The sequence below is a fragment of the Halorubrum kocurii JCM 14978 genome (assembly GCF_000337355.1).
Taxonomy (GTDB): domain Archaea; phylum Halobacteriota; class Halobacteria; order Halobacteriales; family Haloferacaceae; genus Halorubrum; species Halorubrum kocurii.
The window spans coordinates 14945-37725 of record NZ_AOJH01000043.1 but is presented as its reverse complement, the minus strand read 5'-3'; the positions used below and the strand labels follow the sequence as shown (position 1 = coordinate 37725).

At 71.4% G+C, this 22781-nt stretch carries 25 protein-coding genes; 13 read left to right on the top strand and 12 right to left on the bottom strand.

All coding sequences use genetic code 11. From position 1 onward, the window contains the following. The first annotated feature begins 13 nt into the window (after positions 1–13). Positions 14–1618, top strand: a complete 1605-nt coding sequence (locus C468_RS05600) for a lipopolysaccharide biosynthesis protein (protein WP_008847905.1) — start codon at positions 14–16, stop codon at positions 1616–1618. A 60-nt stretch (positions 1619–1678) separates the two neighbouring features. On the opposite strand, the gene C468_RS05595 is transcribed toward C468_RS05600, so the two are convergent. Beyond that, positions 1679–2389, bottom strand: coding sequence for a TetR/AcrR family transcriptional regulator (locus tag C468_RS05595; RefSeq protein WP_008847904.1), 711 nt, complete (start codon positions 2387–2389; stop codon positions 1679–1681). Between the two features lie 256 nt (positions 2390–2645). Between C468_RS05595 and C468_RS05590 the strand changes: the two genes are divergently transcribed. Continuing rightward, positions 2646–3497: a succinylglutamate desuccinylase/aspartoacylase domain-containing protein gene (locus tag C468_RS05590; RefSeq protein WP_008847903.1), complete on the top strand. Its 852-nt coding sequence runs from the start codon at positions 2646–2648 to the stop codon at positions 3495–3497. A gap of 7 nt (positions 3498–3504) precedes the next feature. Here the strand turns inward: C468_RS05590 and C468_RS05585 are convergent, their stop codons facing one another. The 3 genes from C468_RS05585 to pan2 form a co-directional block, all read right to left on the bottom strand. Next, complete coding sequence (locus tag C468_RS05585; RefSeq protein WP_008847902.1) at positions 3505–3882, bottom strand: DUF5811 family protein; 378 nt, start codon at positions 3880–3882, stop codon at positions 3505–3507. Between the two features lie 89 nt (positions 3883–3971). Beyond that, positions 3972–4517 (bottom strand): pyruvoyl-dependent arginine decarboxylase, encoded by a 546-nt coding sequence (locus C468_RS05580; RefSeq protein WP_008847901.1) that lies wholly within the window; start codon positions 4515–4517, stop codon positions 3972–3974. A 102-nt stretch (positions 4518–4619) separates the two neighbouring features. Beyond that, on the bottom strand, positions 4620–5843 hold the full coding sequence (pan2, locus tag C468_RS05575; protein ID WP_008847900.1) for a proteasome-activating nucleotidase Pan2: 1224 nt from the start codon (positions 5841–5843) through the stop codon (positions 4620–4622). A 279-nt stretch (positions 5844–6122) separates the two neighbouring features. Here pan2 and C468_RS05570 point away from each other — a divergent pair, with 279 nt between their 5' ends. Beyond that, on the top strand, positions 6123–6683 hold the full coding sequence (locus tag C468_RS05570; protein ID WP_008847899.1) for a response regulator: 561 nt from the start codon (positions 6123–6125) through the stop codon (positions 6681–6683). A 16-nt stretch (positions 6684–6699) separates the two neighbouring features. On the opposite strand, the gene C468_RS05565 is transcribed toward C468_RS05570, so the two are convergent. Next, positions 6700–6990: an amphi-Trp domain-containing protein gene (locus C468_RS05565; protein WP_008847898.1), complete on the bottom strand. Its 291-nt coding sequence runs from the start codon at positions 6988–6990 to the stop codon at positions 6700–6702. 99 nt (positions 6991–7089) lie between these two features. Between C468_RS05565 and C468_RS05560 the strand changes: the two genes are divergently transcribed. Further along, positions 7090–7485, top strand: coding sequence for a hypothetical protein (locus tag C468_RS05560; RefSeq protein ID WP_049912088.1), 396 nt, complete (start codon positions 7090–7092; stop codon positions 7483–7485). A 44-nt stretch (positions 7486–7529) separates the two neighbouring features. Here the strand turns inward: C468_RS05560 and C468_RS05555 are convergent, their stop codons facing one another. Further along, positions 7530–8609, bottom strand: a complete 1080-nt coding sequence (locus C468_RS05555) for an aminopeptidase (protein WP_008847896.1) — start codon at positions 8607–8609, stop codon at positions 7530–7532. 128 nt (positions 8610–8737) lie between these two features. Here C468_RS05555 and C468_RS05550 point away from each other — a divergent pair, with 128 nt between their 5' ends. Next, positions 8738–9724: a M48 family metallopeptidase gene (locus C468_RS05550; RefSeq protein WP_008847895.1), complete on the top strand. Its 987-nt coding sequence runs from the start codon at positions 8738–8740 to the stop codon at positions 9722–9724. 74 nt (positions 9725–9798) lie between these two features. On the opposite strand, the gene C468_RS05545 is transcribed toward C468_RS05550, so the two are convergent. Next, a complete protein-coding gene (locus tag C468_RS05545) occupies positions 9799–11106 on the bottom strand; it encodes an acetamidase/formamidase family protein (protein WP_008847894.1) in 1308 nt (435 codons plus the stop codon). A 115-nt stretch (positions 11107–11221) separates the two neighbouring features. Between C468_RS05545 and C468_RS05540 the strand changes: the two genes are divergently transcribed. The 3 genes from C468_RS05540 to C468_RS05530 all read left to right on the top strand — a co-directional run bounded on the left by C468_RS05540 (position 11222) and on the right by C468_RS05530 (position 14566). Then, positions 11222–12190 (top strand): HFX_2341 family transcriptional regulator, encoded by a 969-nt coding sequence (locus C468_RS05540; RefSeq protein WP_008847893.1) that lies wholly within the window; start codon positions 11222–11224, stop codon positions 12188–12190. Between the two features lie 514 nt (positions 12191–12704). After that, a complete protein-coding gene (gene cofH, locus C468_RS05535) occupies positions 12705–14132 on the top strand; it encodes a 7,8-didemethyl-8-hydroxy-5-deazariboflavin synthase subunit CofH (RefSeq protein WP_008847892.1) in 1428 nt (475 codons plus the stop codon). A 116-nt stretch (positions 14133–14248) separates the two neighbouring features. Next, positions 14249–14566 (top strand): DUF2250 domain-containing protein, encoded by a 318-nt coding sequence (locus tag C468_RS05530; RefSeq protein WP_008847891.1) that lies wholly within the window; start codon positions 14249–14251, stop codon positions 14564–14566. Positions 14567–14594: 28 nt separating this feature from the next. On the opposite strand, the gene hmgA is transcribed toward C468_RS05530, so the two are convergent. Both hmgA and C468_RS05520 read right to left on the bottom strand, forming a co-directional pair. After that, on the bottom strand, positions 14595–15818 hold the full coding sequence (gene hmgA, locus C468_RS05525; RefSeq protein WP_008847890.1) for a hydroxymethylglutaryl-CoA reductase (NADPH): 1224 nt from the start codon (positions 15816–15818) through the stop codon (positions 14595–14597). An 85-nt stretch (positions 15819–15903) separates the two neighbouring features. Further along, the gene (locus C468_RS05520; protein WP_008847889.1) at positions 15904–16377 is read right to left on the bottom strand and encodes a GNAT family N-acetyltransferase; all 474 of its coding nucleotides are present in this window, start codon (positions 16375–16377) and stop codon (positions 15904–15906) included. Positions 16378–16611: 234 nt separating this feature from the next. Between C468_RS05520 and C468_RS18350 the strand changes: the two genes are divergently transcribed. The 4 genes from C468_RS18350 (at position 16612) to C468_RS05505 (ending at position 19546) form a co-directional block, all read left to right on the top strand. Continuing rightward, complete coding sequence (locus C468_RS18350; protein ID WP_161609722.1) at positions 16612–16755, top strand: hypothetical protein; 144 nt, start codon at positions 16612–16614, stop codon at positions 16753–16755. Then, complete coding sequence (locus C468_RS05515) at positions 16752–17183, top strand: archease (RefSeq protein WP_008847888.1); 432 nt, start codon at positions 16752–16754, stop codon at positions 17181–17183. The genes C468_RS18350 and C468_RS05515 overlap by 4 nt, the downstream gene beginning before the upstream one ends. Before the next feature lie 94 nt (positions 17184–17277). After that, positions 17278–18786, top strand: coding sequence for an RtcB family protein (locus tag C468_RS05510; protein WP_008847887.1), 1509 nt, complete (start codon positions 17278–17280; stop codon positions 18784–18786). A 58-nt stretch (positions 18787–18844) separates the two neighbouring features. Further along, positions 18845–19546 carry a hypothetical protein gene (locus C468_RS05505; RefSeq protein WP_008847886.1) on the top strand — a complete coding sequence of 234 codons (702 nt, stop codon included), beginning with the start codon at positions 18845–18847 and terminating at the stop codon, positions 19544–19546. Positions 19547–19627: 81 nt separating this feature from the next. Here C468_RS05505 and C468_RS05500 read toward each other — a convergent pair whose 3' ends face one another. The 3 genes from C468_RS05500 to C468_RS05490 all read right to left on the bottom strand — a co-directional run bounded on the left by C468_RS05500 (position 19628) and on the right by C468_RS05490 (position 21364). Then, a complete protein-coding gene (locus tag C468_RS05500) occupies positions 19628–19939 on the bottom strand; it encodes a thiamine-binding protein (protein ID WP_008847885.1) in 312 nt (103 codons plus the stop codon). A 61-nt stretch (positions 19940–20000) separates the two neighbouring features. Then, the gene (locus C468_RS05495; RefSeq protein ID WP_008847884.1) at positions 20001–20936 is read right to left on the bottom strand and encodes an alpha/beta hydrolase; all 936 of its coding nucleotides are present in this window, start codon (positions 20934–20936) and stop codon (positions 20001–20003) included. Further along, on the bottom strand, positions 20933–21364 hold the full coding sequence (locus C468_RS05490) for a hypothetical protein (protein ID WP_008847883.1): 432 nt from the start codon (positions 21362–21364) through the stop codon (positions 20933–20935). Before C468_RS05490 ends, C468_RS05495 begins: the two co-directional genes overlap by 4 nt. A gap of 296 nt (positions 21365–21660) precedes the next feature. On the opposite strand from C468_RS05490, the gene C468_RS05485 reads away from it, so the two are divergent. Next, on the top strand, positions 21661–22776 hold the full coding sequence (locus C468_RS05485) for a DUF4013 domain-containing protein (RefSeq protein ID WP_008847882.1): 1116 nt from the start codon (positions 21661–21663) through the stop codon (positions 22774–22776). Positions 22777–22781 lie beyond the last annotated feature (5 nt).

Below are 22781 nucleotides of genomic sequence, written 5' to 3'. Positions count from 1 at the left end.
GTCGAGGTGACTCGTGAACGACCGATCCGGTGCCGGCGGCGACGGGTCAGCCGATTCCGCGAGCGGAGCCGACACCGTCCCTGAAGACGCCGTCCCCGAAGACGCCGTCCCCGACGACGAGCGCGAGGCGCTCCTGACGATCGCGGGCGGCGCGGTGATTACCGCTGGCGGCGTCTCCGGCCAGCGCGCGCTCACGGCCGCGACCGAGTTCGCGCTCACCCGGGGGCTCGGCCCGACCGCGTACGGCGTGTACGCGCTGGCGTGGCGGATCGCCCAGCTGCTCTCGCGGCTCGTCACGTTCGGGAGCGTCCCGGCGCTCCAGCGCTACCTCCCCGAGTACGCGGACGACTCCGGTCGACAGGGGGTCGTCGCCGGGCTCGCGTACGCCACGACGCTCGGGTTCGGGGCCGCCATCGCCGCCGGGGTCTGGCTGGCCGCCCCGCGGATCGGCGCGCTCACCGTCGAAGACCCCGCGTTCCCGCCGACGATGCGGGCCTTCGGCTTCCTCGTCGGCCTGCTCGGCGTCGTGATGGTCGCGTCCGCGGTATTCCGCGCGGTCGGCTCCGCTCGCGGCGAGATCGCCTTCAACAAGCTCCTCCGACCCGGCGTCCGACTCGTCGGCGCGGTCGCCGCGCTGGCGCTCGGCTACTCGGTCGTCGGCGTCGCCGGGGGTATCGTCGTCGCGACCGCGCTGCTCGCGGCCGTCGCCGCGCCGCTCTCCGCGCGTGTGACCGGTGTCGTCCCGTCGCTGCGAGGGTTCCGCCGGGAAGCCGGGCGGTTCTACAACCACGCGGCGCCGGTCGCGATGAGCAGCCTCGGGAAGGTGTTCCAGAACCGCGTCGACGTGCTGCTCGTCGGCGCGCTGCTGACGGCGACCGCCGCGGGGGTGTACAACGTCGTCCTCGTGCTGATCGCGATCGCGTGGATCCCGCTGCTCTCCTTCAACCAACTGCTGCCGCCGGTCGCCTCCGACCTGTACGCCGACGACCGGGTCGAGACGCTCAACGCGGTGTACGCGTCGGTGACCCGCCAGATCGTCACGACGGTGATCCCGATCCTCGCCGTGCTCGCGGTGTTCGGCCGGGAGCTGCTCGGGCTGTTCGGGGAGCCGTACGTCGCCGGGTACCTCCCCCTCGTCGTCTACCTCGGCGGGGTGTTCGTCGGCAGCGCGGTGGGCGCGACCGGCTGGCTCCTGATGATGACCGACCACCAGTACGCGCGGATGGCGCTCGACTGGCTGCTCGCCGCCCTCAACGTCGCGTTGACCTACGCGTTCGTCGTCCGGTACGGGCTCGTCGGGGCCGCGCTCGGCACGTCGCTGGCGATCGCGGTACAGAACGCGGTTCAGGTCGTCCTGCTGCGACACTTCGAGGGGCTGTGGCCGTTCGACCGCACCTATCTCACGCCGCTCGCGGCGGGCGGCGCGGCGCTCGTCGCGATGCGGGCGATCCGGGAGGCCGTCCCCGGGCGGGCCGCCGTCGTCGTCGGAGCCGCGGGCGGAATCGCGGTGTACGCGGGCGCGCTGCACGCGATCGGCGTCGATCCCCGCGACCGGCTCGTCGCCAGAGAGCTGGCGGGGCGGTACCGCGCGGCCCTCGCGGAGCGGCTCGGTCGGTAGGTCGACGGCCGATCGGTGGCGGACCGTGACGGCCGACGGCCGACTCCGACGGAGGGCGAGCTAGCGCTCCGGCTCGGGGTCGGCGAGGAGCCGATCGAGGTGCGCGTCGAGCGCGGTCCGCGTGCCCCCGATCGGGAACCGCTCGTGCGTCGAGAGCCGGCGGGTCCGGGCGCCGGTGAGAAGGGAGACGAGGGCCTCCGCCTCGGTGTCGGGGTCCGCGTCGGCTGCGAACGCGCCCGACTCCACCCCGCGGCTGAGCACGTCGGCGATCGCCGATTTGAGGCTCTCGTCGACCACGGCGTACTGCTCGCGGAACCGCTCGTTGTGAGGCGTCTCGCTGCGGAGCTCCAACAGCGCCACCTGCAGGCGGTACTCGTCGTCGTCGAGCGACTCGGGGACGAGCCGGTCGACGAGCGAGCGGAGCTGCGCCTCCGGGTCGTCGGTCTCGACGTCGATCTCCCGGCGGAACCGCTCTGTCGCGAACCCGAGGAACGACGCGAGGAGGTCGTCTTTCCCGTCGTAGTGGTAGTAGAGCAGGGACTTGCTCTTGGGGAACTCGTCGGCGATCGACTGTATCGTGAGGTCGCTGTACCCCCGTTTGACCAGCGCTCCGTAGGTCGCGCGCATGATCTCCGCCTTGAGCGGGTCGTCCGTCGAAGTCCCGACGGCTCCGGCGGGTTCGGTTCCGAGGTCGGCGGCGACTTCGGGATCGTCGGCGACTTCGGGATCGTCAGTGTTCTCGCCGTCGACGGCGGTCTCGGCGTCGACCACGTTACCGACTCACCTCGCGGCGGGCGTTGGGTGCGTGCATCGATCCGGTCTGATCGCTGCCCCTCGTTAAGCGCGCGGATCGCGTCCCGGCGGCGACCCGACCTGCGTCCCGGCGGCGACCCGACCTGCGTCCCGGCGGCGACCCGACCTGCGTCCCGGCGGCGACCCGGCTTTCACCCCGCGCTGCTCCCCGACGCCTCCGATCGCTCCTTTCAAGAACGGCGACACTTTATGCGGACCGGCACGTAGTGGGCCTATGGAAACGATCGACCGCGGGTCGGCGGGGTCGGCCCGCGTCGCGATCGTCGGCGGGATCCACGGCGACGAGCCCGCCGGCGAGCGGATCGTCAGGCGACTCGCAGACGAGCTCGGCGAGGAGGGAGCGGGGTCCGGCGACGGGATCGTTCGGCTGATCGTCGCCAACGAGCCCGCGCTTTCGGCCGGAACGCGGTACACGGACACGGATCTGAACCGCGCGTTCCCCGGCGACGCCGACAGCGACGAGTACGAGCGGGCGCTCGCGCCGCGGCTCGCGGACGAGCTCGCGGGGATGGACGCGGTGCTCGCGCTCCACACGTCCCACAGCGCGCCGCCGCCGTTCGCGATCTTCAGCGAGCTCACGCCGTCGGTCCGGCGGAGCGTAACGGCGATGCCCGTCGACTACGTCGTCGACGCGAGCGGCCTCCGCGGGACGACGCTGGACTCCACCGTCCCGCACACCGTCTCGATCGAGGTCGGGAAACAGGGAAGCGAGGAAGCGGTCGCGTTCGGCTACGAGGCCTGTCTGGCGTTCCTCCGGGCGCACGGGGCGATCGACGACGAGCCGCCGACGTTCACCGAGACGACGGTCGTCGCGGGCGACGAGGAGGTGCCGAAGGGTGGCGGCGTCCCGCACGTCAACTTCGCCAACTTCGAGGAGATCCCCGTCGGCGCCGTGTTCGCCGAGGACGACGTGTACACCCACCGCGTCGAGGAGGCGGGCGTGGTCCCGATCCTCGCGAGCGAGGAGGGGTACGAGGAGATATTCGGGATCTACGGGCGGGTGACGGGGACGCTGGAGCCGCCGGCGTCAGCGGGAGAAACGGTCGGAGAAGCGGAGAGTGAGTGACCAGGGGTCACTTCGCGGTCGGCGTCACGTCGCCGACCGCGTCCATCACCTGCATCGCGGCGCTCGCGGCCAGTCCGCGAGCGACCTCGTCGGTGTCGGCGTCGGCGATACCGGCGTCCAGCTCGTCGGGGTCGGGCGTGAACCCGGCCGAGACCGGGTGGCCCGCCGGCGGGTTGACGGCGACGGTCGCCTGCGGCCCGTTCGCGCCGACCGACAGCTCGGAGCCGACAGCGTAGCTGTTCGGGAGATACGACTCGGTTCGCGAGACGATTCCGGCGACCGCGCGCCGGAGGCGCCGTTCTTGGTCCGGAGAGAGGTCGACGGCCGCGGGCTCGCCCGCGTTCGTCACACCCGGTGCCCCGGCGTACGGGTTGTTGCCGTTCATCGAAGACACGTCTGATACGCGGAGACGGTTCAAAAAGGCGTCGACGAGGGTGATCCGCGTGGGGGCGCCGCGAGGCGCCGCCTGGGCGCCTACAGGATCGGCTCGGACTCGCCGTACGCCGCGATGACGACCGCCGTCGTGAACCGCTCGGGCGCCGCGGCCGCCGTCTCCACGCGGACCTCGCGGTCCGGCAGGTCCCAGTCGCGGAGGTCGCCGCCCTCGTCGAGCCCGGCCGTGATCCGCTCGCGCACGTCATCGGGGTCCTCGCCGGTCACTTCGTAGAACAGCCCGGGCCCCGGACCGGTGGCCCAGCCGAGCCCGGCGACCACGTCGGGGCGGCGACGCGGCGCGCGCTTCGAGTCGGCGTCCTCCGCGCCGGCGCGGCCGCCCTCGCGGAAGTCGACCTCGTCGCCCGGTCCGACGGTGCGACGCGCCTCGACGACCGTGAGTCGGTTGCCCGCGGGGCCGAGGTCCGGCGCCTCCGGGACCGCCTCGACGGTCGCCTCGGCGGGAACGACAGAAGAGACCGCGACGAGGTTGTAGTTGTGGAGGTTGGCGTCCGCGAGCGCGGCGTCGTAGGAGGCCATCGCCGTGTCGGCGACCCCGACGCCGCCGGCGACGTGGATGGTGTTCATTACGATCGGATCGGCGGCCCCCGCGCTAAGGGGTTACGAAGCGATCGTCTCTCGGCGGACTGCCGACACGGGTACTTAAAAATCGACCGCCGATCAGTGCCGCTAGTACTGGTAGTTGATGACCTGCTCTTCGGTCTGCTCGGCGTCCTGCAGCTTCTCGCGTGCGGCCTCGAAGTCCGACTGCCTGACCTCGGTGCGCCCGTCGCGGACCGCGAACATCCCGGCCTCGGTCGCCAGCGAGGCGATGTCGGCGCCGCTGTAGCCGTCGAGCTCGCGGGCGACTTCGCCCACGTCCGTGTCCGCGGCGACGTTCATGTCCTGGGTGTGGATCTCCAGGATGCGCTCGCGGCCCTCGGCGTTCGGCTCGGGCACCTCGATGAGCCGGTCGAAGCGGCCGGGACGCAGGATCGCCTCGTCGAGCATGTCGAAGCGGTTCGTGGCGGCCATGATCCGGACCTCGCCGCGGTCATCGAAGCCGTCCATCTCGGAGAGCAGCTGCATCATCGTCCGCTGGACCTCGGCGTCGCCCGAGGTCTTCGAGTCCGTCCGCTTGGCGGCGACGGCGTCGATCTCGTCGATGAAGATGACGGCGGGCTCGCGTTCGGCGGCGAGCTCGAACAGGTCGCGGACGAGCCGGGCGCCCTCGCCGATGAACTTCCGGACGAGCTCGGAGCCGGCCATCTTGATGAACGTCGCGTCGGACTCGTTGGCGACCGCCTTCGCCAGCATCGTCTTCCCGGTGCCCGGCGGGCCGTGTAAGAGGACGCCGCTCGGCGGCTCGACGCCGACCGCCTCGAACTGCTCGGGGTCGTCGAGCGGGTCCTCGACGGCCTCGCGGACCTCGCGGATCTGGTCGTCGATCCCGCCGATGTCGGCGTACTCGACGTCGGGCGACTCGGTGACCTCCATCGCCTGCGCCCGGGAGTCGGTCTCGTCGTCGAGCACCTGCTGGACCGCGAAGGAGTCGTTGATCGCGACGCGGTCGCCCGGCCGGAGGTCGGACTCCAGCGTGGTGGACGCCTGCGTCAGCACCTCCTGGTTGTTGCCGTGCTGCTTGATGACGACGCCGTCCTCGGTGATCTCCTCGACCGAGGCGATGTACAGCGAAGAGGTCTTCAGCACCTCGTTCTCGCGTTTCAGCTCGTCGACGTCCGTCTTCAACTCGCCGCGCCGGTCCTGCGCGTCGTCGAGTCGGTCCTCAAGCTCGTCGTTCACCTGCAGTATCCGCCGGTAATGCTGGCGGATCGCCTCGAGCCGCTCCGTCTCGCTCATTTCCGGATCGAGCTCCAGACGGGGACGGTCGGGCAGTGAGGGGCTATGAGACATTCGTTAATGCCGGTTAGGAAGCGCGCGTAAATGTGCCTTTGGGTCACGGTGGTCTCCCGATCCGACCGGGGAGGTCGACCCCGCAAGATACACGGAGGCGCCTCGCTGAGTCGTCGGGAATCCGCTATCGGGTGATCTCTCCAGTATCAGTTCTGATATTCATAGGTCAACGTTTTAACGGGTGCCGCGGGTAGCACGGGTCATGAGCGCACGAACGGCGGTCGACCGCGGCGGTCCGGGAATCGCAGCGGGCGATCAGCGGACTGCGGTCCTCCGGTCATGAGCGACGCCGAGACGCCGCCCACGGTCCTCGCGGTCGACGACGAGCCCGACCTCGCCGAGCTGTACCGGGTGTATCTCGACGCGGCCTACGAGGCGCGGATCGCCACCAGCGGCGAGGAGGCCCTCTCGATGATGGACGAGTCGGTCGACGTAGTCCTCCTCGACCGCCGGATGCCCGAGATGTCGGGCCACGAGGTGTTGGAGGCGATACGCGAGGATGGGTACGACGCGCGGATCGCGATGCTGACCGCGGTCGAGCCCGACGTCGACATCGTCGAGATGCCGTTCGACGACTACAAAACAAAGCCCGTCACGCGGGAGGACCTGCTCGGGCTCGTCGAGGTGCTGCTCCACCGCGCGGAGTTCGACGAGCACAGCCAGGAGTTCTTCGCGCTGGCGTCGAAGAAGGCCGCGTTAGAAGCCACCGACACTACGGACACCGACGAGTACGAGGAGCTCATCGACCGGATGGAGGCCGTCCGAGACCGCGTCGACGACACCCTCGACCGCCTCTCGGCGCGAGACGCGTTCGTCGAGATCCCCGGCAGGGTCCCGTAGCCGACGTTCCGTCGGGCTACTCGATCTGTAACTCGCCGCCGTCGCCGTCGCCGTCGCCGCCGCCGTCTTCTTCCCACTCCAGTTCGAACTCGACGCTGAGCTCGCCCGGCCCGTCGCTCGGCCCCTCGCGCTCGGCTTTGACCTCGAACGTCGGTCGGGCCGGCGGCTCCATCGTCACGGACTGCTCGCCCTTCTTCAGGGTGATCGCGTTACCGGACTCCAGCGTGTCCGCGACCGTTCGGAGGTACGCGGCGATCTCGTCGCGGCTCCGGCGGCTCTCCGACTTAAAAAGGACTTCCTCTGGCATACGCCGAGATACGCACCCCGACGACATAAATACCGCGTGCGTCACGATCGCGACGCGTTCCCCCGACCGTTTTGTGGGGGCCGCCCGAACCCGCACGTCGTGATCGCTCCCGACTGGCTCCGTACGGTCGTCGCCGTCGCCGTGTACTGGACGGCGATCGCGATCGGTGGGAGCGTCCTCCTCGCCGACCCGACGAGCCCGCTCGTCGCGGTCCCGGTCCTCGGCGGCGGCGCGGTCGTCGCGCACGCGGCGCGGACGGACCGGCTCGTCGAACTCGGATACGCGGTGGGGACGATGTGGCTCGCCGTCCTCGCCGCTTCGGTTGGAACCGGCGTCGTCGACCTCGTCGCGGCGCCCGAGGGTGAGATCGCGCCGCTCGCCGGTTCTCCGGGCGCCGCCGCGCTCGGAACCGTCGGGCTGTTCGGCGTGCTCGTCGTCGCGTACGCGGCGTTCTCCCGCCGGCGTGCGGGGCGCGACGCGTCCGGTCCCGAGTGACGCACCGCCCTCAGATCCGTCCTCAGACCGCCCTCAGACCGCCCTCAGAACCCGTCTTCGAAGACGAACGTCCCGTTCCGCTGGACGACCTCGCCGTCGACCTCGATGACGGAGTCCTCGCTCATGTCGACGATCATGTCGACGTGCTCGGCGGACTCGTTGACCTCGTTGCCCTCGCCGACCGTCTCGGGGTACGCGGAGCCGACCGCCATGTGGACGGTGTCGCCCATCTTCTCGTCGAACAGCATGTTGTAGGTGAACCGGTCGATCTGGCGGTTCATCCCGATACCCAGCTCGCCGAGCCGGCGCGACCCCTCGTCGGTGTCGAGGATGCCGGAGAGCAAGTCCTCGTTGCGCTCGGCGGAGTGGGAGACGACCTCCCCGTCCTCGAAGCGCAGGCGGACGCCGTCGATCTCGCGGCCGTAGCGGTACAACGGGAGGTCGAAGTGGACCTCGCCGTCGACGCCGTCGCGCGTCGGCGCGGTGAACACCTCGCCGCCGGGGAGGTTCGCCTCGCCGTAGTCGTTGAGCGTGGCGTTGCCCGACAGGTCCATCGTCAGGTCGGTCTCCTCGCCCGACGTGATGCGGACCTCGTCGGCCTCGTCGAGGATCTCGACCATCTCCTCCTGGAACGCGCGCTGTTCGTCCCAGTCGAGCGAGACGGCGTCCCACACGAAGTTCTCGTACGCCTCGGTGCTCATCCCGGCGAGCTGAGCGTGGCTCGCGGTCGGGTACTGGGTGAGACACCACGTCTTCGAGAGGCGCGTCCGCTTGACCTCCTCCATCGCGCGGTTGTAGGCCGCGTTGGTCTCCGGGTCGATGTCGGCGTCCTCGGTGGCGTTCGCGCCGCCGCGCGCGATGACGAACACGTCGGCCTCCTCGTAGAGCGCGCGTCGGTGGCTCGGCTCGCTGAACTCGTCCGACGAGCGCTTGAAGGCGCGCTGCGCGCGCTTCGAGTAGTTGAGGTAGACGGGGTTGGCGCCGCGGTCCCCGCAGACCTCGTGGAGGGCGACCGCGAGGTCCTCGGCCTCCTTCGGCAGCTGGATGACCACGTCGTCGCCCGACCCGATGTCGGTGGAGTGGTCGGCGATGATCTCCGCGTGTTCGCGAACGCGTGCGTCCATGGGAGCCGTTTCGCGGCCGGGGAATTACCGCTTTTCCTTCCGGCGGCGCGGGCGAGGGAGCCGACCGGGGCGCGTTCCGGGTGGGCGACGACGCAACGGGTTTGACGCCCCGCCCCGTACGGTCGGATATGTCCCGGCTCGCGTTCCGCGCGGCCGCGGCCGTCGTCGGCGTCGCGCTGCTCGCGATCTACCTGACTGCGGCGCTGTTCGTCGCCGACGCGCTGCGGTTCCTCTGGGCCGCCCGCCCCGACCTCCCCGTCCTCCTCGCGCTGCTCGCCGCCGTCGCGGTCGGCTCGGCGTACCTCAGCTACCGGATCGGCACCGCGCAGATCCTCGCGAGCCTCGACGGCGACCGGCTTCCCCGCGATCGCGCGCCCGACCTCCACCGCCGGGTCGACGCGCTCGCGGCCCTGATGGGCGTCGACCGCCCGGAGCTGTACGTCACGGACGCCCGGACGCCGAACGCGTTCGCGGTCGGCGGCGGACCGGGCGGCGGCGCCCTCGTGATGGACCGGTCGCTGTTCCGGATCCTCTCGGCCCGCGAAGTGGAGGCGATCGTCGCGCACGAGCTGGCGCACCTCGAGGGCAACGACGGGCTGGCGCTCGCGATGGCCGACGGGATCGGGCGCGCGCTCGTCGGATTCGCCACGGCGATCGCGCTGCCGGCCCTGCTGGCGCTCGCCGGGCTCGCCGCCGGCTCGGCGTGGATCCGCGGGCGACCGGGCGACCGGTCCGGCCCCTTCGCGCGGCTTCACCGCGCGCTCGCGAGCGGGCTGTTCGCCGCCTTCGTGCTCGCGACGCTCGTCGCCCGGTCGCGCTCGCGCAAGCGGGAGCTCGCCGCCGACGACCGCGCGGCCGAGGTGACCGGGGACCCGATCGCGCTCGCGCGAGCGCTCCGCCGGATCGAGCGCGCCGCGGAACCCTCCTGGCCGTTCGCGCCGCTGTCGACGTATAAACGGACCGAGAACCCGGCCGAGCGCTGGCTGTCGACGCACCCGTCGATCGACGAGCGGGTCGAGCGCCTCAGAACGAAAGCCGAGTCGCAGGGGCCGACGAGGCGGATCCCGGCGGGGCCGTCGCGGCGGGCCGCCGGACGCGGGCGGTCGCGGTGGTGACGAGGCGCGCGACACCTGATTCGGACGGCAGTGCGGTCGGCGTCGCCGGCGCCATTTCGCGCGGCGACGGCGTCTTACAGCCCGTACTGCTGTCTCGCCGCGTCGCCGAGTCCGCGCTCGTCGAGGAGGTCCAGGGGCGCCAGCAGGTCGAGCTGGACGACGCCCGGGAGGCGACCGATCTGGACGCCGCCGGTGAAGGTACACCGGGCGCGGATCTCGCCCTCGCTCATGTCGAGGAGCTGACCCGCGCGGTCGAAGGCGTTCTGCGTGGCGTCGTTGACGGTGGCGCCGGAGCCGACGACCTGTATCGGGGCCATGTCGGTGTCGACGTCGACGCCGTGTTCCGCGCCGAGGTCCCGCCCCGCCGCGACCTCGTCGTCGTCGTACGGCCTGCTGATGAAGGGGAGGTCCTCCTCGTTCGGGAGCAGCACGGGACCGTCGAGGTCGAGCCCTTCGATCACCTCCACGTCCATCGTGACCGTGCCGCTCACGTCGGTGGTGTGGAGGGAGAGCTCGCCGTCGCCCTGGTTCGCGTGGAGGTCGCCCACGTACACGCCGCCGCCGTCGACCTCGACGGGGCAGATCAGCGTGGCGCCCGCGCGGACCTCCGGGATGTCCATGTGGCCGTCGGTGCGCTTCTCGAGGTCGGCCTCGGTCTCGACGCCGTAGTCGTGGTCGGCGCCGATCAGGCTCTGGCCGAAGTCGCCCGCGTTGTGCGAGTCGGGCATCGTCACCGACGGCGTCGTCCCGATGTTCCCGATGAAGGGTCGGAGTCGCCCGAGCGTGCCGGGCATCCCGTCGGGCTCGTACAGCAGGATCGGGTGTTGGCGGGCGTTCTCCGGGATGTCCATCACGCGCTCGGCGTCGAGCGCGAGCTCGTGGGCGCCGTCCTCGTCGAGGGTGACGCCGACCGCGTTCTCGTGGTCGAACGCGACTGTGTAGCCGTACTCGAAGCCGAACGAGGAGGCGTTGGCGCCGCACTCGGCACAGCGGATCGCGTCCTCGCCGGTGCCCTCGACGACGGAGTCGGGCCACGTCGTCCCGCACTCGGGGCAGCGGTGGTCGACGAATGGGTCGTCGCCGAACGCGCCCTCGCGTTCCGCCATCGAGCCCGTGCTGGTGGCCATACTGGTCACGGTCACGTCGCGGATGCGGATCGCGATCGCGTCGCCGACCTCGGCGCCTTCGACGCGGATCGGGCGGGTCACCTCGTGGCCGCCGCGGAACGAGGGCGTCACCATCGGCCCCCAACACCCCGGCGGCGTGTACGTCTCCACCGTCCCGCCGTCCGCGACCGTACCGGCCCACTCCTGGTCGGGCCCGACCAGCCCGAGCGTGTACTGGTCGACGTAGAGTTCGTCTTGAACGCCTTGCTGTGACATACCACATTCGAATTGGGGCGTCGAGCGAATAACGCTACTGCTCGCGGAAGCGTTCGATCGGGACGGCGGGGTCGCTTGCGGTCGTTTATAACCGCGTCCCGCCAAACGCTCACTCATGCAGACCCACATCGTGCCGGTCGGCTTCGACTACGACCGCATGATCGCCCCGCTCATCCGGGACCAGTTCGACGTCGACCGGGTGATCCTCCTAGAGGGGACGGTCGGCAGCGAGGCCAACGTCGAGTACTCGCGCAACATCGCGCGCAAGCTGGAGCAGGACTTCAAGAACCTCCTCGGCGCGGAAACGGTGCGCGAGCGGTTAGACGACGTGTACGACTACGACGCCGCCTTCGAGCGCGCCTTCGACCTGATCAACGCGGAGCTCGATCGGGACGAGGGCGACGGCTCGGCGGGGGACGGCTCGGCGGGCGACGACTCCGGCGATCCCCCCGACGAGCGCGAGGTGTGGGTGAACCTCTGTTCGATGCCCCGCCCGGTCTCCTTCGCGTTCGCGACCGCGGCCCACTCGATCATGGTCGAGCGGCAGGACGACCGCGACCGAATCCACACCTACTACACCGCCCCGGAGAAGTACCTCGAGACCGAGCTCGCGGAGGAGCTCCGGGCGAACCGCGACCTCCTGCGAGAGCTGGTCGCGGACGACGCGGTGGCCGACGACCGCGTCGCCGACCGGCTCGCGAGCACCACTGACCTGCTCGCGGAGTTCGACGAGCGCGGCACCACCATCGGCGCGAAAAAAATTGGCGACAGCCACGTGATCGAGCTCCCGGTCGCCTCCTTCCAGAACGTCAAGCCGTTCGAGGAGCTGGTGCTGTTCACGCTGGGCGAGCACGGCGAGTTCGAGTCGGTGTCGGAGCTGGCCGAGACGCTCGCCGCCGACCTCAACGAGGAGTACACCGACTCGTTCCGCTCGAAGGTGATCTACAACGTCGACCGGCTCGGCCCCGGCGGCAAGGGGTACATCGAGCGCGAGGAGCGCGGGAAGTCCTATCGGACCACCCTCTCGCGGATCGGCCAGCTGTGGGTCCGGGCGCACGCCGACGAGGATCGGGAGTTGGCGTAATACTCGTTGGATCTGGTCGTTTATTTATAAATACTCGTTGCTGGCGGAGCGACGACGAACATCTCCGAAGCCTCACCCGTGAGGCCATACGCGGTCGACAACTCTGCGGTGAACACCTGCAAAGCCCCGCACAGCACCGCAGCCTCACACCTCCCCAGCCTCGCGGTTCGCGCTCTCCGAGCGCTCACCGCGTCCAGCGAGAATCGAAGATTCTCTGGCAGCCGGCGGCTCCGCCGCCGGCGACCTCGCGCGCGCTGCTCGCGGCCGATGGCCGCTCGCAGGCACGCAGGACGAGAGCAAAGCTCTCGCTTGCAGCCGGCGCGTAGCGCCGGCGACGCCACCGCGGTGATTTAAATACGAAACCGGGCGCCCCTCGTTGATTTATAAATCACGTCGCCGTCGAGGGGTCGAAACCCCGTTGCCGCCACACATCGCGCGTGCGACCGCATCACGGTTCTGAGAGGGGGTGCCGTGACCGTCCCGTTTTTATCCGTGGGACGGGGAGACACACGCGATGAATCCGGCGCGGGACCCCGACGCGACAGACCGCGACGCCGCCGACCTCGACGACGACTTCGGCTTCGCCGAGCCGTCGACCGACCAGTCGTTCGAGAACGCGCTGGCGAAGGCCCGCGACGGAACTCGACTCTCAGTCGACGACGCGACCGAGCTGCTCGCGACCGGCACGGACACCGAGGGGATCGACCCGGTCCGGAAGGAGGAGGTCCTCGAACTCGCCGACCGGCGGCGCCGCGAGGAAGTCGGCGACGAGGTCACGTTCGTCGCGAACCTCAACAACAACGTCACGACCGCCTGCAACACCGGCTGTCTGTTCTGCAACTTCAAGGACTCCGCGCACGCCTTCGAGGCCGACAGCGACGCCGACCACGCGGGCTTCACGAAGACCCCCGCGGAGTCGCGCGCGATCGTCGAGGACGCCCTCGACATGGGCGTCTACGAGGTGTGCTCGGTCTCGGGGCTCCACCCCGCGCTCGCGCTGAACGAGGAGCACCACGAAATCCTCCGGTCGTACGACGACCCCGAGAGCGCGGTGAACTACAAGCCGCCCGAGCGGTACGCCACCGATCCCGGCACCTACGTCGACCAGATCGAGGCGATGTCGGTCGGCGGGGTCCACGTCCACTCGATGACGCCCGAGGAGGCGTACCACGCCGCCCGCGGCACCGACTGGGACTACGAGACGGTCTACCGCGAGCTGGCGGCCGCGGGGCTCGACTCCGCGCCCGGTACCGCCGCGGAGATCCTCGTCGACGAGGTCCGCGACGTGATCTGTCCGGGGAAGATCCGCACCGACGACTGGGTCGACGCCATGGAGGGCGCGATGGCGGCCGGCCTCGACACCACCTCGACGATGATGTACGGCCACGTCGAGACGGTCGCCCACCGCGCGGAACACCTCGGGGTGATACGCGACCTGCAGGACCGCACCGGGGGGATCACGGAGTTCGTCCCGCTCTCCTTCATCCACCAGAACACGCCGCTCTACCGCCACGGCGTCGTCGAGTCCGGCCCCTCGCGCGACGAGGACGAGCTCGTCGTCGCGGTCGCGCGCCTCTTCTTAGATAACGTCGACCACGTGCAGGCCTCGTGGGTGAAGTCGGGCGACGCGCACGGGCTCAAACTGCTCAACTGCGGCGCCGACGACTTCATGGGCACCATCCTCTCGGAGGAGATCACCAAACGCGCCGGCGGCGACTACGGCGAGTTCCGCTCGTTCGGCGACTACGTCGAGATGATCACGGCGATCGGTCGCACCCCGGTCGAGCGCTCGACCGACTACCGCGCCCGCCGCCGGATCGACCCCGACGACGGCCCGCACGGCCCGCGGCTCGGCCCCCGCGCCGACGGGACGCCGATGCTCGCGAACCGGTCGGGCGAGGGGCCCGCCCCCGATGGCGAGTCGGCGGGCGCCGACGACTGACCGGGCGTCACAACGGAGCCCGTAGGGTCTCGAGTCGACCGCGCTCTCTCGGCGCCTCCCAGCGAGCGAGAACTACCGGAATACTCTTTATATTGGTAACCATTAACACGGACGACATGCCCGCGTCAGACGCACCGACTCCAGGTTCGGAGGGAGACGCGTCGCCCGAGGACGGCGACGGCGACCCGGATCCCCCGGCGACCGCGCTCACCCGCACCGACGAGCGGGTGCTCGCGTATCTCGCCGACGTCGGGACCGACTACCCCGCGTTCGTCGCGAGCAACACCGGGTTGTACGTCGATCACGTCGAGTCGCGACTGGACGCGCTCGACGCGTCGGGGCTCGTCGAACGGGTGACCGGCGAGGAGGTCTTCCGGGTCACCGACGCCGGTCGCGACGCGCTGTGCGAGGACTGCGCGGCCTGGTCGGACTGACCGAGGCCCGTTCGCCCCGTTTCCGGACCTACCGTCCGAGGTCAGCGTGCGCCGAGGAGAGGTGTCGGGAGCCGAGCGCCGCGAGCAGCGAGAGCTCGCCCGCGAGCGCGCCCACCGCGATCGCCTCCGCGAGCGCGTCGCCGTTGCTGCCGGCGGGGTCGCCGCCGCCGCGGACGCCGAGGACGTCCAGCCCGGCGGCCTGCGTCGGGAGCTTCGTCCCACCGCCGACGGTGCCGACTTCGAGGCTCGCGAGCGACACGGAGAGGTAGAGGTCGCCCTCCGGCGTCGTCTCCGCCGTCGTGATCGCGTTCGCGCCCTCGACGACCTGCGCCTCGTCCTGGCCGGTGGCGAGGAACATTGCCGCGACCGCGTTGGCGACGTGCGCGTTGAAACCGAGCCCGCCCGCCTTCGCGGAGCCGACGAGGTTCTTCCGAGTGTTGATCTCGGCGATCGACTCCGGCGTCGTGTGGAGCCGCTCCTCGACGACCTCGCGCGGGATCTCCACGTCGGCGCTCACGGAGCGCCCGCGCCCCTCGACCGCGTTGATCGCGGCCGGCTTCTTGTCCGAACAGAGGTTCCCGGAGAGCGCGACGAGCGAGGCGTCCGTCTCTGCCTCGATCGCGTCGCAGGCCTCACGGGTCGCGATGGTGACCATGTTCATCCCCATCGCGTCCTTCGTGTCGTAGCGGAACCGAAGGAAGACGTTGTTGCCGACGACGTACGGGGTCACGTCCAGCAGCTCGCCGTGGCTCGTCGTCGACTCGGCGGCCTCGCGGAGCGTCTCCTCGTTGTCCCGGACCCACGAGACGAGCGCCTCCGCCTCGGCCACGTCGGCGACGCGGAAGACGGGCGCCCGGGTCATCCCGCTCTTCGTCACGCGCGCGGTCGCGCCGCCGGCGTCGTTGACGACCGAGCAGCCGCGGTTGATCGAGGCGACCAAGGCGCCCTCCGTGGTCGCCATCGGGAGGTAGCGCTCGCCCGAGAGCGCGCCGCCGTCTACCGCGACGGGACCGGCGACGCCCATCGGCACCTGCACCGCGCCGACCATGTTCTCGATGTTCGACCCGTGGGCGTCGGCGGCGTCGAACGCGTACTCGCCCAGGACCTCGACGTCGGCGTCCGCGGTCTCGCTGACGAGGCGCCGGCGGGCCGCCGCGGCGACGTCTTCGTCTGCGTGCTCTTCGAGCTCGTGGAAGCGAAGCTCGCCGTCGCGGACGCGGTCCGCGAGCGACGCGGGGGTGGCGTCTGTCATGTCCGCGTCTCCTCGCGGCGCGTGCTAATGGCTATCGGTTCCGGCGGGGTCGGAGGGTTGCGGGGGCCACTCCGCGCTTCCGACCCTACCGGCCGACGAACCCGGAGAGCCGCTCGCGGAGCGACTCGCCGCCGAGCTTGAGGTAGTAGGCGTCGCCGCCGTCCTCGTAGTAGTCGTCGATCCGGCGGACCACCTCGAAGCCGAGGTGTTCGTAGAAGCCGAGCGCCCGCGTGTTGGTCGTGCGGGCGTGACAGGTGACCGACCGGTGGTCCTCGGCCACGTCGGCGATCAGCCGCTCGGCGTGGCCGCGCCCGCGGTGATCGGGGTGGACGGCCAGAAAGAGGATGTAGCCGTCGCGTCGCACGGAGGCGAACGCGACGATCTCGTCGTTCTCGACGAGCAAGTGCGTCGTGGACCGGCGGTAGGCGTCGACGAAGAACCCCCGTCGCTGTCGGAGGACGCCCTCCGCCGACCGGATCCGCTCTTTGAGCTCCCACGCCTCGGTCGCGTGGTCGGCCTCGCCGGGCGGTTCCGTCCGCTTTTCCACGTTAACGCTCACTGCAGGAGGCTAACACGCCAACGGAATATAACTCCACCGCCACCGGGGACGGTTGCGGTCGGAGGGGCGGGAGGACGCGACTCGGAGGCGGGGCTCCCGGAGAGACGATCGAGAGGGTCGGACCCGGCCGCGGTCGCACGAAGACCCGAGCGCCCCGCCGACCCGAGCGCCCCGCCGACCCGAGCGCTCCGCCGACGGAAGCGTTTTGTCGCGCTCGGACCTCGGTGTGCGGTAATGGACCCGTCGCAACCGGGCCGGCGGCGACTCCGCCGCGCGTCCCCGACCCGCGTCGCCCTCGACCGCGCCGCGACCGACGCCGACCGCGACGGGGGAGGCGGCGAGCGGATCGCGCCCGACGATCGGGGTGACGACCGATGAGCTACGCCCTCCGCGATCACACGGCGGACGTCGCGGTCGAGGCGACCGCGCCGACCCTCGCGGCGCTGTTCGAGGCCGTCGCCGACGGGCTCACCGCCGCGAGCTGCGAGGCGGTCCCCGAAGGTGGCGACCGGTTCGAGCTCTCCGTGACCGCCGAGAGCCGCGAGGCGCTGCTCTTCGACTACCTCGACCAGCTGATCTACGAGCGCGACGTGCGGCTCGTCCTCCCGGCCGACCACCGGTGTACGGTCTCGGGACCGGACGATACCGAGAGCGGTGATGACGCGGCGTGGACCGTCGAAGCGACGGCCCGGGGAGTCCCGCTGGGCGACGTCGCGGCCCGCGAGATCAAGGCGGTCACCTACTCGGAGATGACCCTCGACCGCCGAGACGACGGCTGGTACGCGTACGTCGTCTTCGACGTGTGACACGCTCCTGCGAGCGAACGGGGGGACCGCCAGGCGCCGCCGCACCCGCGCCCGCTGACGCAACGCCCTTCTCCCCCGGCGACGAACGCCGGGTATGACCACGCGCGAGTTCGACGGGATCCGACTGGAGAAGGTGCGCGAGCACGTCTGGGAGATCCCCCGCGAGGGCGACATGAACGTCCCCGCGCGGGTGCTGGCCAGCGAGGCCCTGTTAGAAGAGATCGGTGAGGACGACTCGCTGCAACAGCTGAAAAACGCCACCCATCTGCCCGGGATGGCCGAGCCCGCCCTCTGCATGCCCGACGGCCACCAGGGGTACGGCTTCCCGGTCGGCGGCGTGGGCGCGATCGACGCCCGAACCGGCTGTATATCGCCCGGAGCTGTCGGCTATGACATAAATTGCGGTGTTAGAATGGTGAAAACTAATCTTAGCTACGACGACGTTCGCGGTCGCGAGTCGGAGCTGGTCGACGCGCTCTTCGAGGCGGTCCCCTCCGGGCTCGGCGGGGGCGGCGTCATCGACGGCGACGCCGACGCGATTGAGGGCGCCTTAGAGCGCGGCGTCGAGTGGGCGGTCGAGCAGGGGTACGGGATCGAGAGCGACCTCGCGCGCTGCGAGGACGAGGGGCGGCGGCCGGACGCGCGGCCGGAGTACGTCTCCCAGAAGGCGACGGACCGCGGGCGCAACCAGATGGGCTCGCTCGGCTCCGGGAACCACTTCCTCGAGGTCCAGCGCGTCACCGACGTGTTCCTGCCGGAGGTCGCCGAGTCGTACGGGCTCGAGGAGGACGGGATCGTCGTCCTGATCCACTGCGGGAGCCGCGGGCTCGGCCACCAGACCTGCAACGACTACCTCCGGCGGATCGAGAAGGAGCACGGCGACCTGCTCGCCGAGCTGCCGGACAAGGAGCTCGCGGCCGCGCCCGCCGGCTCCGAGCTTGCCGACGAGTACTACGGGGCGATGGGCGCGTGCATCAACTTCGCGTGGGTGAACCGTCAGCTGATCACCCACCAGGCCCGCCGGACGTTCGGCGAGGTGTTCGACGCCGACCCGGTCGAGGAGCTCGGGATGGAGCTGCTGTACGACGTGGCGCACAACATCGCGAAGAAGGAGACCCACGAGGTCGGCGTCGACGCCGACGGCCGCCCCGCGGTCGGCGACGAGGCGGTCGACCGCGCCGAGCGGGAGCTGTACGTCCACCGCAAGGGCGCGACGCGCGCCTTCCCCGCGGGCCACGAGGACGTGCCCGAAGTGTACCGCGACGCCGGCCAGCCCGTCATCATCCCCGGGAGCATGGGCGCCGGGTCGTACGTGCTCCGCGGCGGCGCCGAGTCGATGTCGGTGTCGTTCGGCTCCACCGCCCACGGCGCCGGCCGGCTGATGAGCCGGACGCAGGCGAAACAGGAGTTCTGGGGCGGCGACGTCCAGGACGACCTCGAGGACGGCCAGCAGATCTACGTGAAGGCGCAGTCCGGCGCCACCATCGCCGAGGAGGCGCCCGGGGTCTACAAGGACATCGACGAGGTGATCCGCGTCAGCGACGAGCTCGGCATCGGCGACAAGGTCGCGCGGACGTTCCCCGTCTGTAACATCAAAGGCTGAGCGGCGTCCCGGACTCACCGACGGTTTATGCGCGATACCGCGGCCACTCCGCGCCGTGATGAGCGACCACTCACGGAACGGCGGTTCGTCCGAATCGGTCTCCAGACGGTCCCTGATCGGTAGCGTCGCGGCCGTCGGGGGCGCCGCACTCGTCGGGGCCGGAGCGCTCACCGCGTCGAGCGAGCCGGCGGCTGCAGTGCAGGGCGAGCCGGCGGCCTTCGAGGCGGGCGACGCCCCGACGGTCACGAGCAACGACGGCCGGATCGAGTCCGTCTACCTCTCGCCCGCCGTCGAGGTGTCCTGGACCGACTTCTCCGAGGGCGTCGAGCGCGTGACGCTCACGCTCGCCGTGGGGAGCGACGCCGGGGTCGACGAGGTGTACCGCGAGACGCTCGCGGCGACCGACCCGGGCGCGACGCCCGGCGAGGTCGCGTCGGTCGGGAGACCCGATGGCGAACAGTCCGACGGCGCGGCGGACGCGCCGCCCGACTTCTCCGCGGTCGACGGCGGCCTGACCGCGCGGTTCGAGCGCGCCGACGCCACCGCCCGGGGCGACGCGGTGACGAGCGAGACCCTCTCGGCCGCCGACCTGTCCGGCGGCGAGACGGACACGACGACGCTGGACGTGGTGTTCCGCGCGGACGTCGCCGGCGGCGGCGACGAGGCGACCGTCGTGCGCACGACGACCGTCGACCTGACCGTCGAGAACCCCGCGGGCGACGCGACCGCGGGCGGGTCGGTCGGGGTCGACGCCGCCTGAGAACTGCCACCGTCCGGAGGCCGACGCGCCATCCGGGGGCCGACGCGCCGTCCGGAGGTCGACGACGGCCCCCTCGGCCGGTCAGCGCTCCCCCTTCGGCTCCCTCCCGAGCTCCTCCTCGACGGCCTCGACCTTCCGGTCGGCGGTCGTCTCCACAGCCCGCTTGTCGTCGATCTTCAGCACCGTGGAGACGCGGTCGCCGTCGACCGCGTCGTGTGCGGCCGCGGCCGCGGCGAAAACCGTCTCGGCGTCGTCGGCCTCGATGACGGTCCCCATCGGGTTCGTCTCGTAGCTCACGTCGAACTCGTCGAGGGCGGCGACGGCCTTCGCGACCTCGCCCGCCATGCTCCCCTCGGTCACCGGCGCGACGCTCAGCAGCGCGACTGTGGTCATGGCCGAGCGTCCGGGCCGCTGGCACTTAAAAACGGACCGCGGTGTGGCGGCGACTGCACAGTCAGTCGAGCGCGTCCCGCAGGAAGGAGAGCTGATGGCCGATCGCCGGCTCGAAGTCCTCGCCGAACGGCGAGAAGTGGTCCGCGGGCATCGAGACGACCGTGCCTCGCGACAGCCGCTCGGCGGCGTCGACGACCGCCCCGCTGTCGACGATGGCGTCGTCGGTGCCGGCCAACAGCAGCGTCGGCGCCCGGACCTCGTCGAGCCGCTCGACGGGGCGGTAGTTCGCCACCCGCAGCAGGGACCGGGCGGGCGTCTCGTTGCGCCACGTCGACTCGCGGTCGACCAGGTCGAGGTACTTCCGCTTCGTCCCCGGCTCGGTGATCGCGGCGAGCTCCTCGGTGCCGCCGACGATCGGGACCGTCCGCCCGCGACCCACACGATGGCCGAGCAGGTCGCGGACGCCGGCGGCACCCGAGCGCGCGAGGTACCGTCCGCCGCGTCGGCGGGCGATCGCTCGCCCGTCGAGCATCGGGACCGCGCCGATCACCGCGTCGGGGTCGCGCCGCTCCGCGGCGAGCGTGAGGACGTGCGCGGCCGACAGCGACGCGCCCCACAGCACCAGCCCGCGACCCACGGCGTCCACCCGGCGGACGCGGTCGATCGCGGCCGCGTAGTCCGCGCGCTGGCCCGCGGGGTCGACGAGCTGCGAGTCGCCGTCCGACGCCCCGAACCCGCGGTAATCGAAGAGGAACGCCGCGTAGCCGGCGTCGGCGAACCGCTCCGCGACGGCGGGGTAGCCGAAGCTCCGCTCCGCGCCGAGCCCGGGCGCCATCACGACGACCGGCGGATCCTCGCCGTCGCCGCCCGGCAGGTAGAGGGTGCCGCGGCAGGTGTCGCCGTCGGCGTCGAACGCGAGATCGCGGCTGGCGAACCGCTCGCGCGGCGGTCGAGTGAGCCGTCGCTGCGCGCGGTTTATCGGGTCTCTGCGGGTCACGCTTCGTCCCCGGCCTCGGCGGGCTCGCCGTCCCCGGCCTCGGCGGGCTCGCCGTCCGCGGCGGAGCCGTCGGCCTCGCCGTCCGCGTGCGTCAGCGTCTCCAGCACGCGCGTCGAGAACTCGGTCTCGCTGATCTCGTACCCGATCAGCGCCTCGAACCACGCTGCCTCCGCGTGCCAGGTCCCGAGCACGTCGCCCGGCGAGCGGACGACGGTCGCCTCGACCCGAACGGGGTCCCACGCGTCGGCCTCGGCGCGGTCGATGAGCGCGTTGAGCGCGCGCCCGATCTCCCCGTGGTGCACCTCGCGGCCGGGGAACGCCGTCATGTACGTGAGCTCCAGCGGGTCGCCGCCCTCGACGGCTTCGACGCTGATCCCGTAGCTGCGGAGCGTCGGCTCCACCTCGGTCGTCCGCTCGTCGCCGGTCATACGCGACACACGTCCGGACGAGATAAATCGGTACCGGCGTCGGGCGGCGCTGTCGCTCGGTGCGCGAGAACGAGCTCGTTCGAAAGCCGCGGACGGGGGAAGGCCACCGCGAACGGCGGCCGGGATCGGTTCTGTCAGAGGCACACGATTGTCCCGCGCGGCCGGCTAGTAGTACTCTACGAAATTATATAAACTCTCGGGAGGGTCCGCTCGCTGAGCGGTTCGGTCGAATCTGACGGTGAATCGACGCGGCCGTTCCGGGCACCCTTTATCAGTGTCGCGCGACAGGATCTGGTATGCTCCGGGGGACGGCGACCGCGCTGACGCGCTCGGCCGACGCGGCGGGCGTCCTCGTCGTCGGCGCGCTGCTGACGCTCCTGACGTGGGTCGTCACCCCCCTCTGGGTCGGCGGATCGCTGGTGTTCCCCCCGGTCGTTCTGCTCGCGCCCTTAGCGCTCGCGCCCGCGTTCGTCGCCCGCGGCTACTTCGTCCGCGTCCTCGCCGCCGGCATCGCCGACGGCAACGTCGCGGGCGCACCCCCGTTCGTCGCGTGGAACGAGCTCTACCGGACCGGCCTCAAGTCCGCGCTCCTCAGCGCCGTCCTCCTCGCGCCGCTGGCGGCGGGAGCCGTCCTCGCGGCGCTCGCGACCGGCGCGCTCGCGACCGGCGTCGTCGATCCCGGTCCCCTCGCCGACGCGGTCCGGGCCGCCCTCGGGGATGGCGGCGCGGTGGCCGTCGTCGGCGTCGCGGGCGGGCTCGGCGGGGCCGCCGCGACCGCGTACCTCCTCGCGTTCGCGTACGTCAGGCCGGCGGCGCTCGCGGCGTTCGCGGCCTCCGGGCGGCTCCGAGACGGGCTCCGCCCGCGACGGGTCGGCCGCGTCGCCGGCTCCGGCGCGTACGCCACCGCGTGGGTCGTGGCGGCCGCGACGCTGAGCGCCGGCTACGCGCTGGCGGGACCGTTCGTCCCGCTCGTGATCGGCGTCGCGTTCGCGTTCGTCGTCCGGGTCGCCGCGTACGGGCTGTACGGGCGCGGCGCGGCGCCGACGCTGGAAGTCGCCGAGAGGGCCGACGCCGCCGCGTCTGTCGCCGACGCACACGCGTCGGACCCGGCCCGCGTCGACCGGCCGGACGAGCCCGTACGCCCCCCGACTCCCGAGGTACCCCCGACGGTGCAGACGGGGCGGTCGGTTCCGGTGGGCGGGACGGGAGCCCGTCGGACTGACGGGGACGGGACCGTCTCCGAGGGAGCCAGCGGCGCCGTCGGGGCCGACGGCGGGTTCGACTGGTACGCGCCCGACGGCGAGCCGGGGGACCGCGACCGGGCCGTCGCTGACGAGGCGCTCGGCGGCCGCGACCCCGACGACGAGTTCGAGTGGAGCGTCGACGTCGCCGAGCCAGAAGACAAGAGTTGATACGC

Excerpts from the sequence above, each read along its gene's own strand:
- C468_RS18350 (WP_161609722.1), top strand. The coding sequence starts at position 16,612 with ATGGACCCGTCGCAACCGGGCCGGCGGCGACTCCGCCGCGCGTCCCCG.
- C468_RS05580 (WP_008847901.1), bottom strand. The coding sequence starts at position 4,517 with ATGAACACCATCCACGTCGCCGGCGGCGTCGGGGTCGCCGACACGGCG.
- C468_RS05590 (WP_008847903.1), top strand. The coding sequence starts at position 2,646 with ATGGAAACGATCGACCGCGGGTCGGCGGGGTCGGCCCGCGTCGCGATC.
- C468_RS05540 (WP_008847893.1), top strand. The coding sequence starts at position 11,222 with ATGCAGACCCACATCGTGCCGGTCGGCTTCGACTACGACCGCATGATC.
- C468_RS05530 (WP_008847891.1), top strand. The coding sequence starts at position 14,249 with ATGCCCGCGTCAGACGCACCGACTCCAGGTTCGGAGGGAGACGCGTCG.
- C468_RS05500 (WP_008847885.1), bottom strand. The coding sequence starts at position 19,939 with ATGACCACAGTCGCGCTGCTGAGCGTCGCGCCGGTGACCGAGGGGAGC.
- C468_RS05505 (WP_008847886.1), top strand. The coding sequence starts at position 18,845 with ATGAGCGACCACTCACGGAACGGCGGTTCGTCCGAATCGGTCTCCAGA.
- hmgA (WP_008847890.1), bottom strand. The coding sequence starts at position 15,818 with ATGACAGACGCCACCCCCGCGTCGCTCGCGGACCGCGTCCGCGACGGC.
- C468_RS05570 (WP_008847899.1), top strand. The coding sequence starts at position 6,123 with ATGAGCGACGCCGAGACGCCGCCCACGGTCCTCGCGGTCGACGACGAG.
- C468_RS05545 (WP_008847894.1), bottom strand. The coding sequence starts at position 11,106 with ATGTCACAGCAAGGCGTTCAAGACGAACTCTACGTCGACCAGTACACG.
- C468_RS05485 (WP_008847882.1), top strand. The coding sequence starts at position 21,661 with ATGCTCCGGGGGACGGCGACCGCGCTGACGCGCTCGGCCGACGCGGCG.
- C468_RS05585 (WP_008847902.1), bottom strand. The coding sequence starts at position 3,882 with ATGAACGGCAACAACCCGTACGCCGGGGCACCGGGTGTGACGAACGCG.
- C468_RS05555 (WP_008847896.1), bottom strand. The coding sequence starts at position 8,609 with ATGGACGCACGCGTTCGCGAACACGCGGAGATCATCGCCGACCACTCC.
- C468_RS05515 (WP_008847888.1), top strand. The coding sequence starts at position 16,752 with ATGAGCTACGCCCTCCGCGATCACACGGCGGACGTCGCGGTCGAGGCG.
- C468_RS05565 (WP_008847898.1), bottom strand. The coding sequence starts at position 6,990 with ATGCCAGAGGAAGTCCTTTTTAAGTCGGAGAGCCGCCGGAGCCGCGAC.
- C468_RS05490 (WP_008847883.1), bottom strand. The coding sequence starts at position 21,364 with ATGACCGGCGACGAGCGGACGACCGAGGTGGAGCCGACGCTCCGCAGC.
- C468_RS05510 (WP_008847887.1), top strand. The coding sequence starts at position 17,278 with ATGACCACGCGCGAGTTCGACGGGATCCGACTGGAGAAGGTGCGCGAG.
- cofH (WP_008847892.1), top strand. The coding sequence starts at position 12,705 with ATGAATCCGGCGCGGGACCCCGACGCGACAGACCGCGACGCCGCCGAC.
- C468_RS05550 (WP_008847895.1), top strand. The coding sequence starts at position 8,738 with ATGTCCCGGCTCGCGTTCCGCGCGGCCGCGGCCGTCGTCGGCGTCGCG.
- pan2 (WP_008847900.1), bottom strand. The coding sequence starts at position 5,843 with ATGTCTCATAGCCCCTCACTGCCCGACCGTCCCCGTCTGGAGCTCGAT.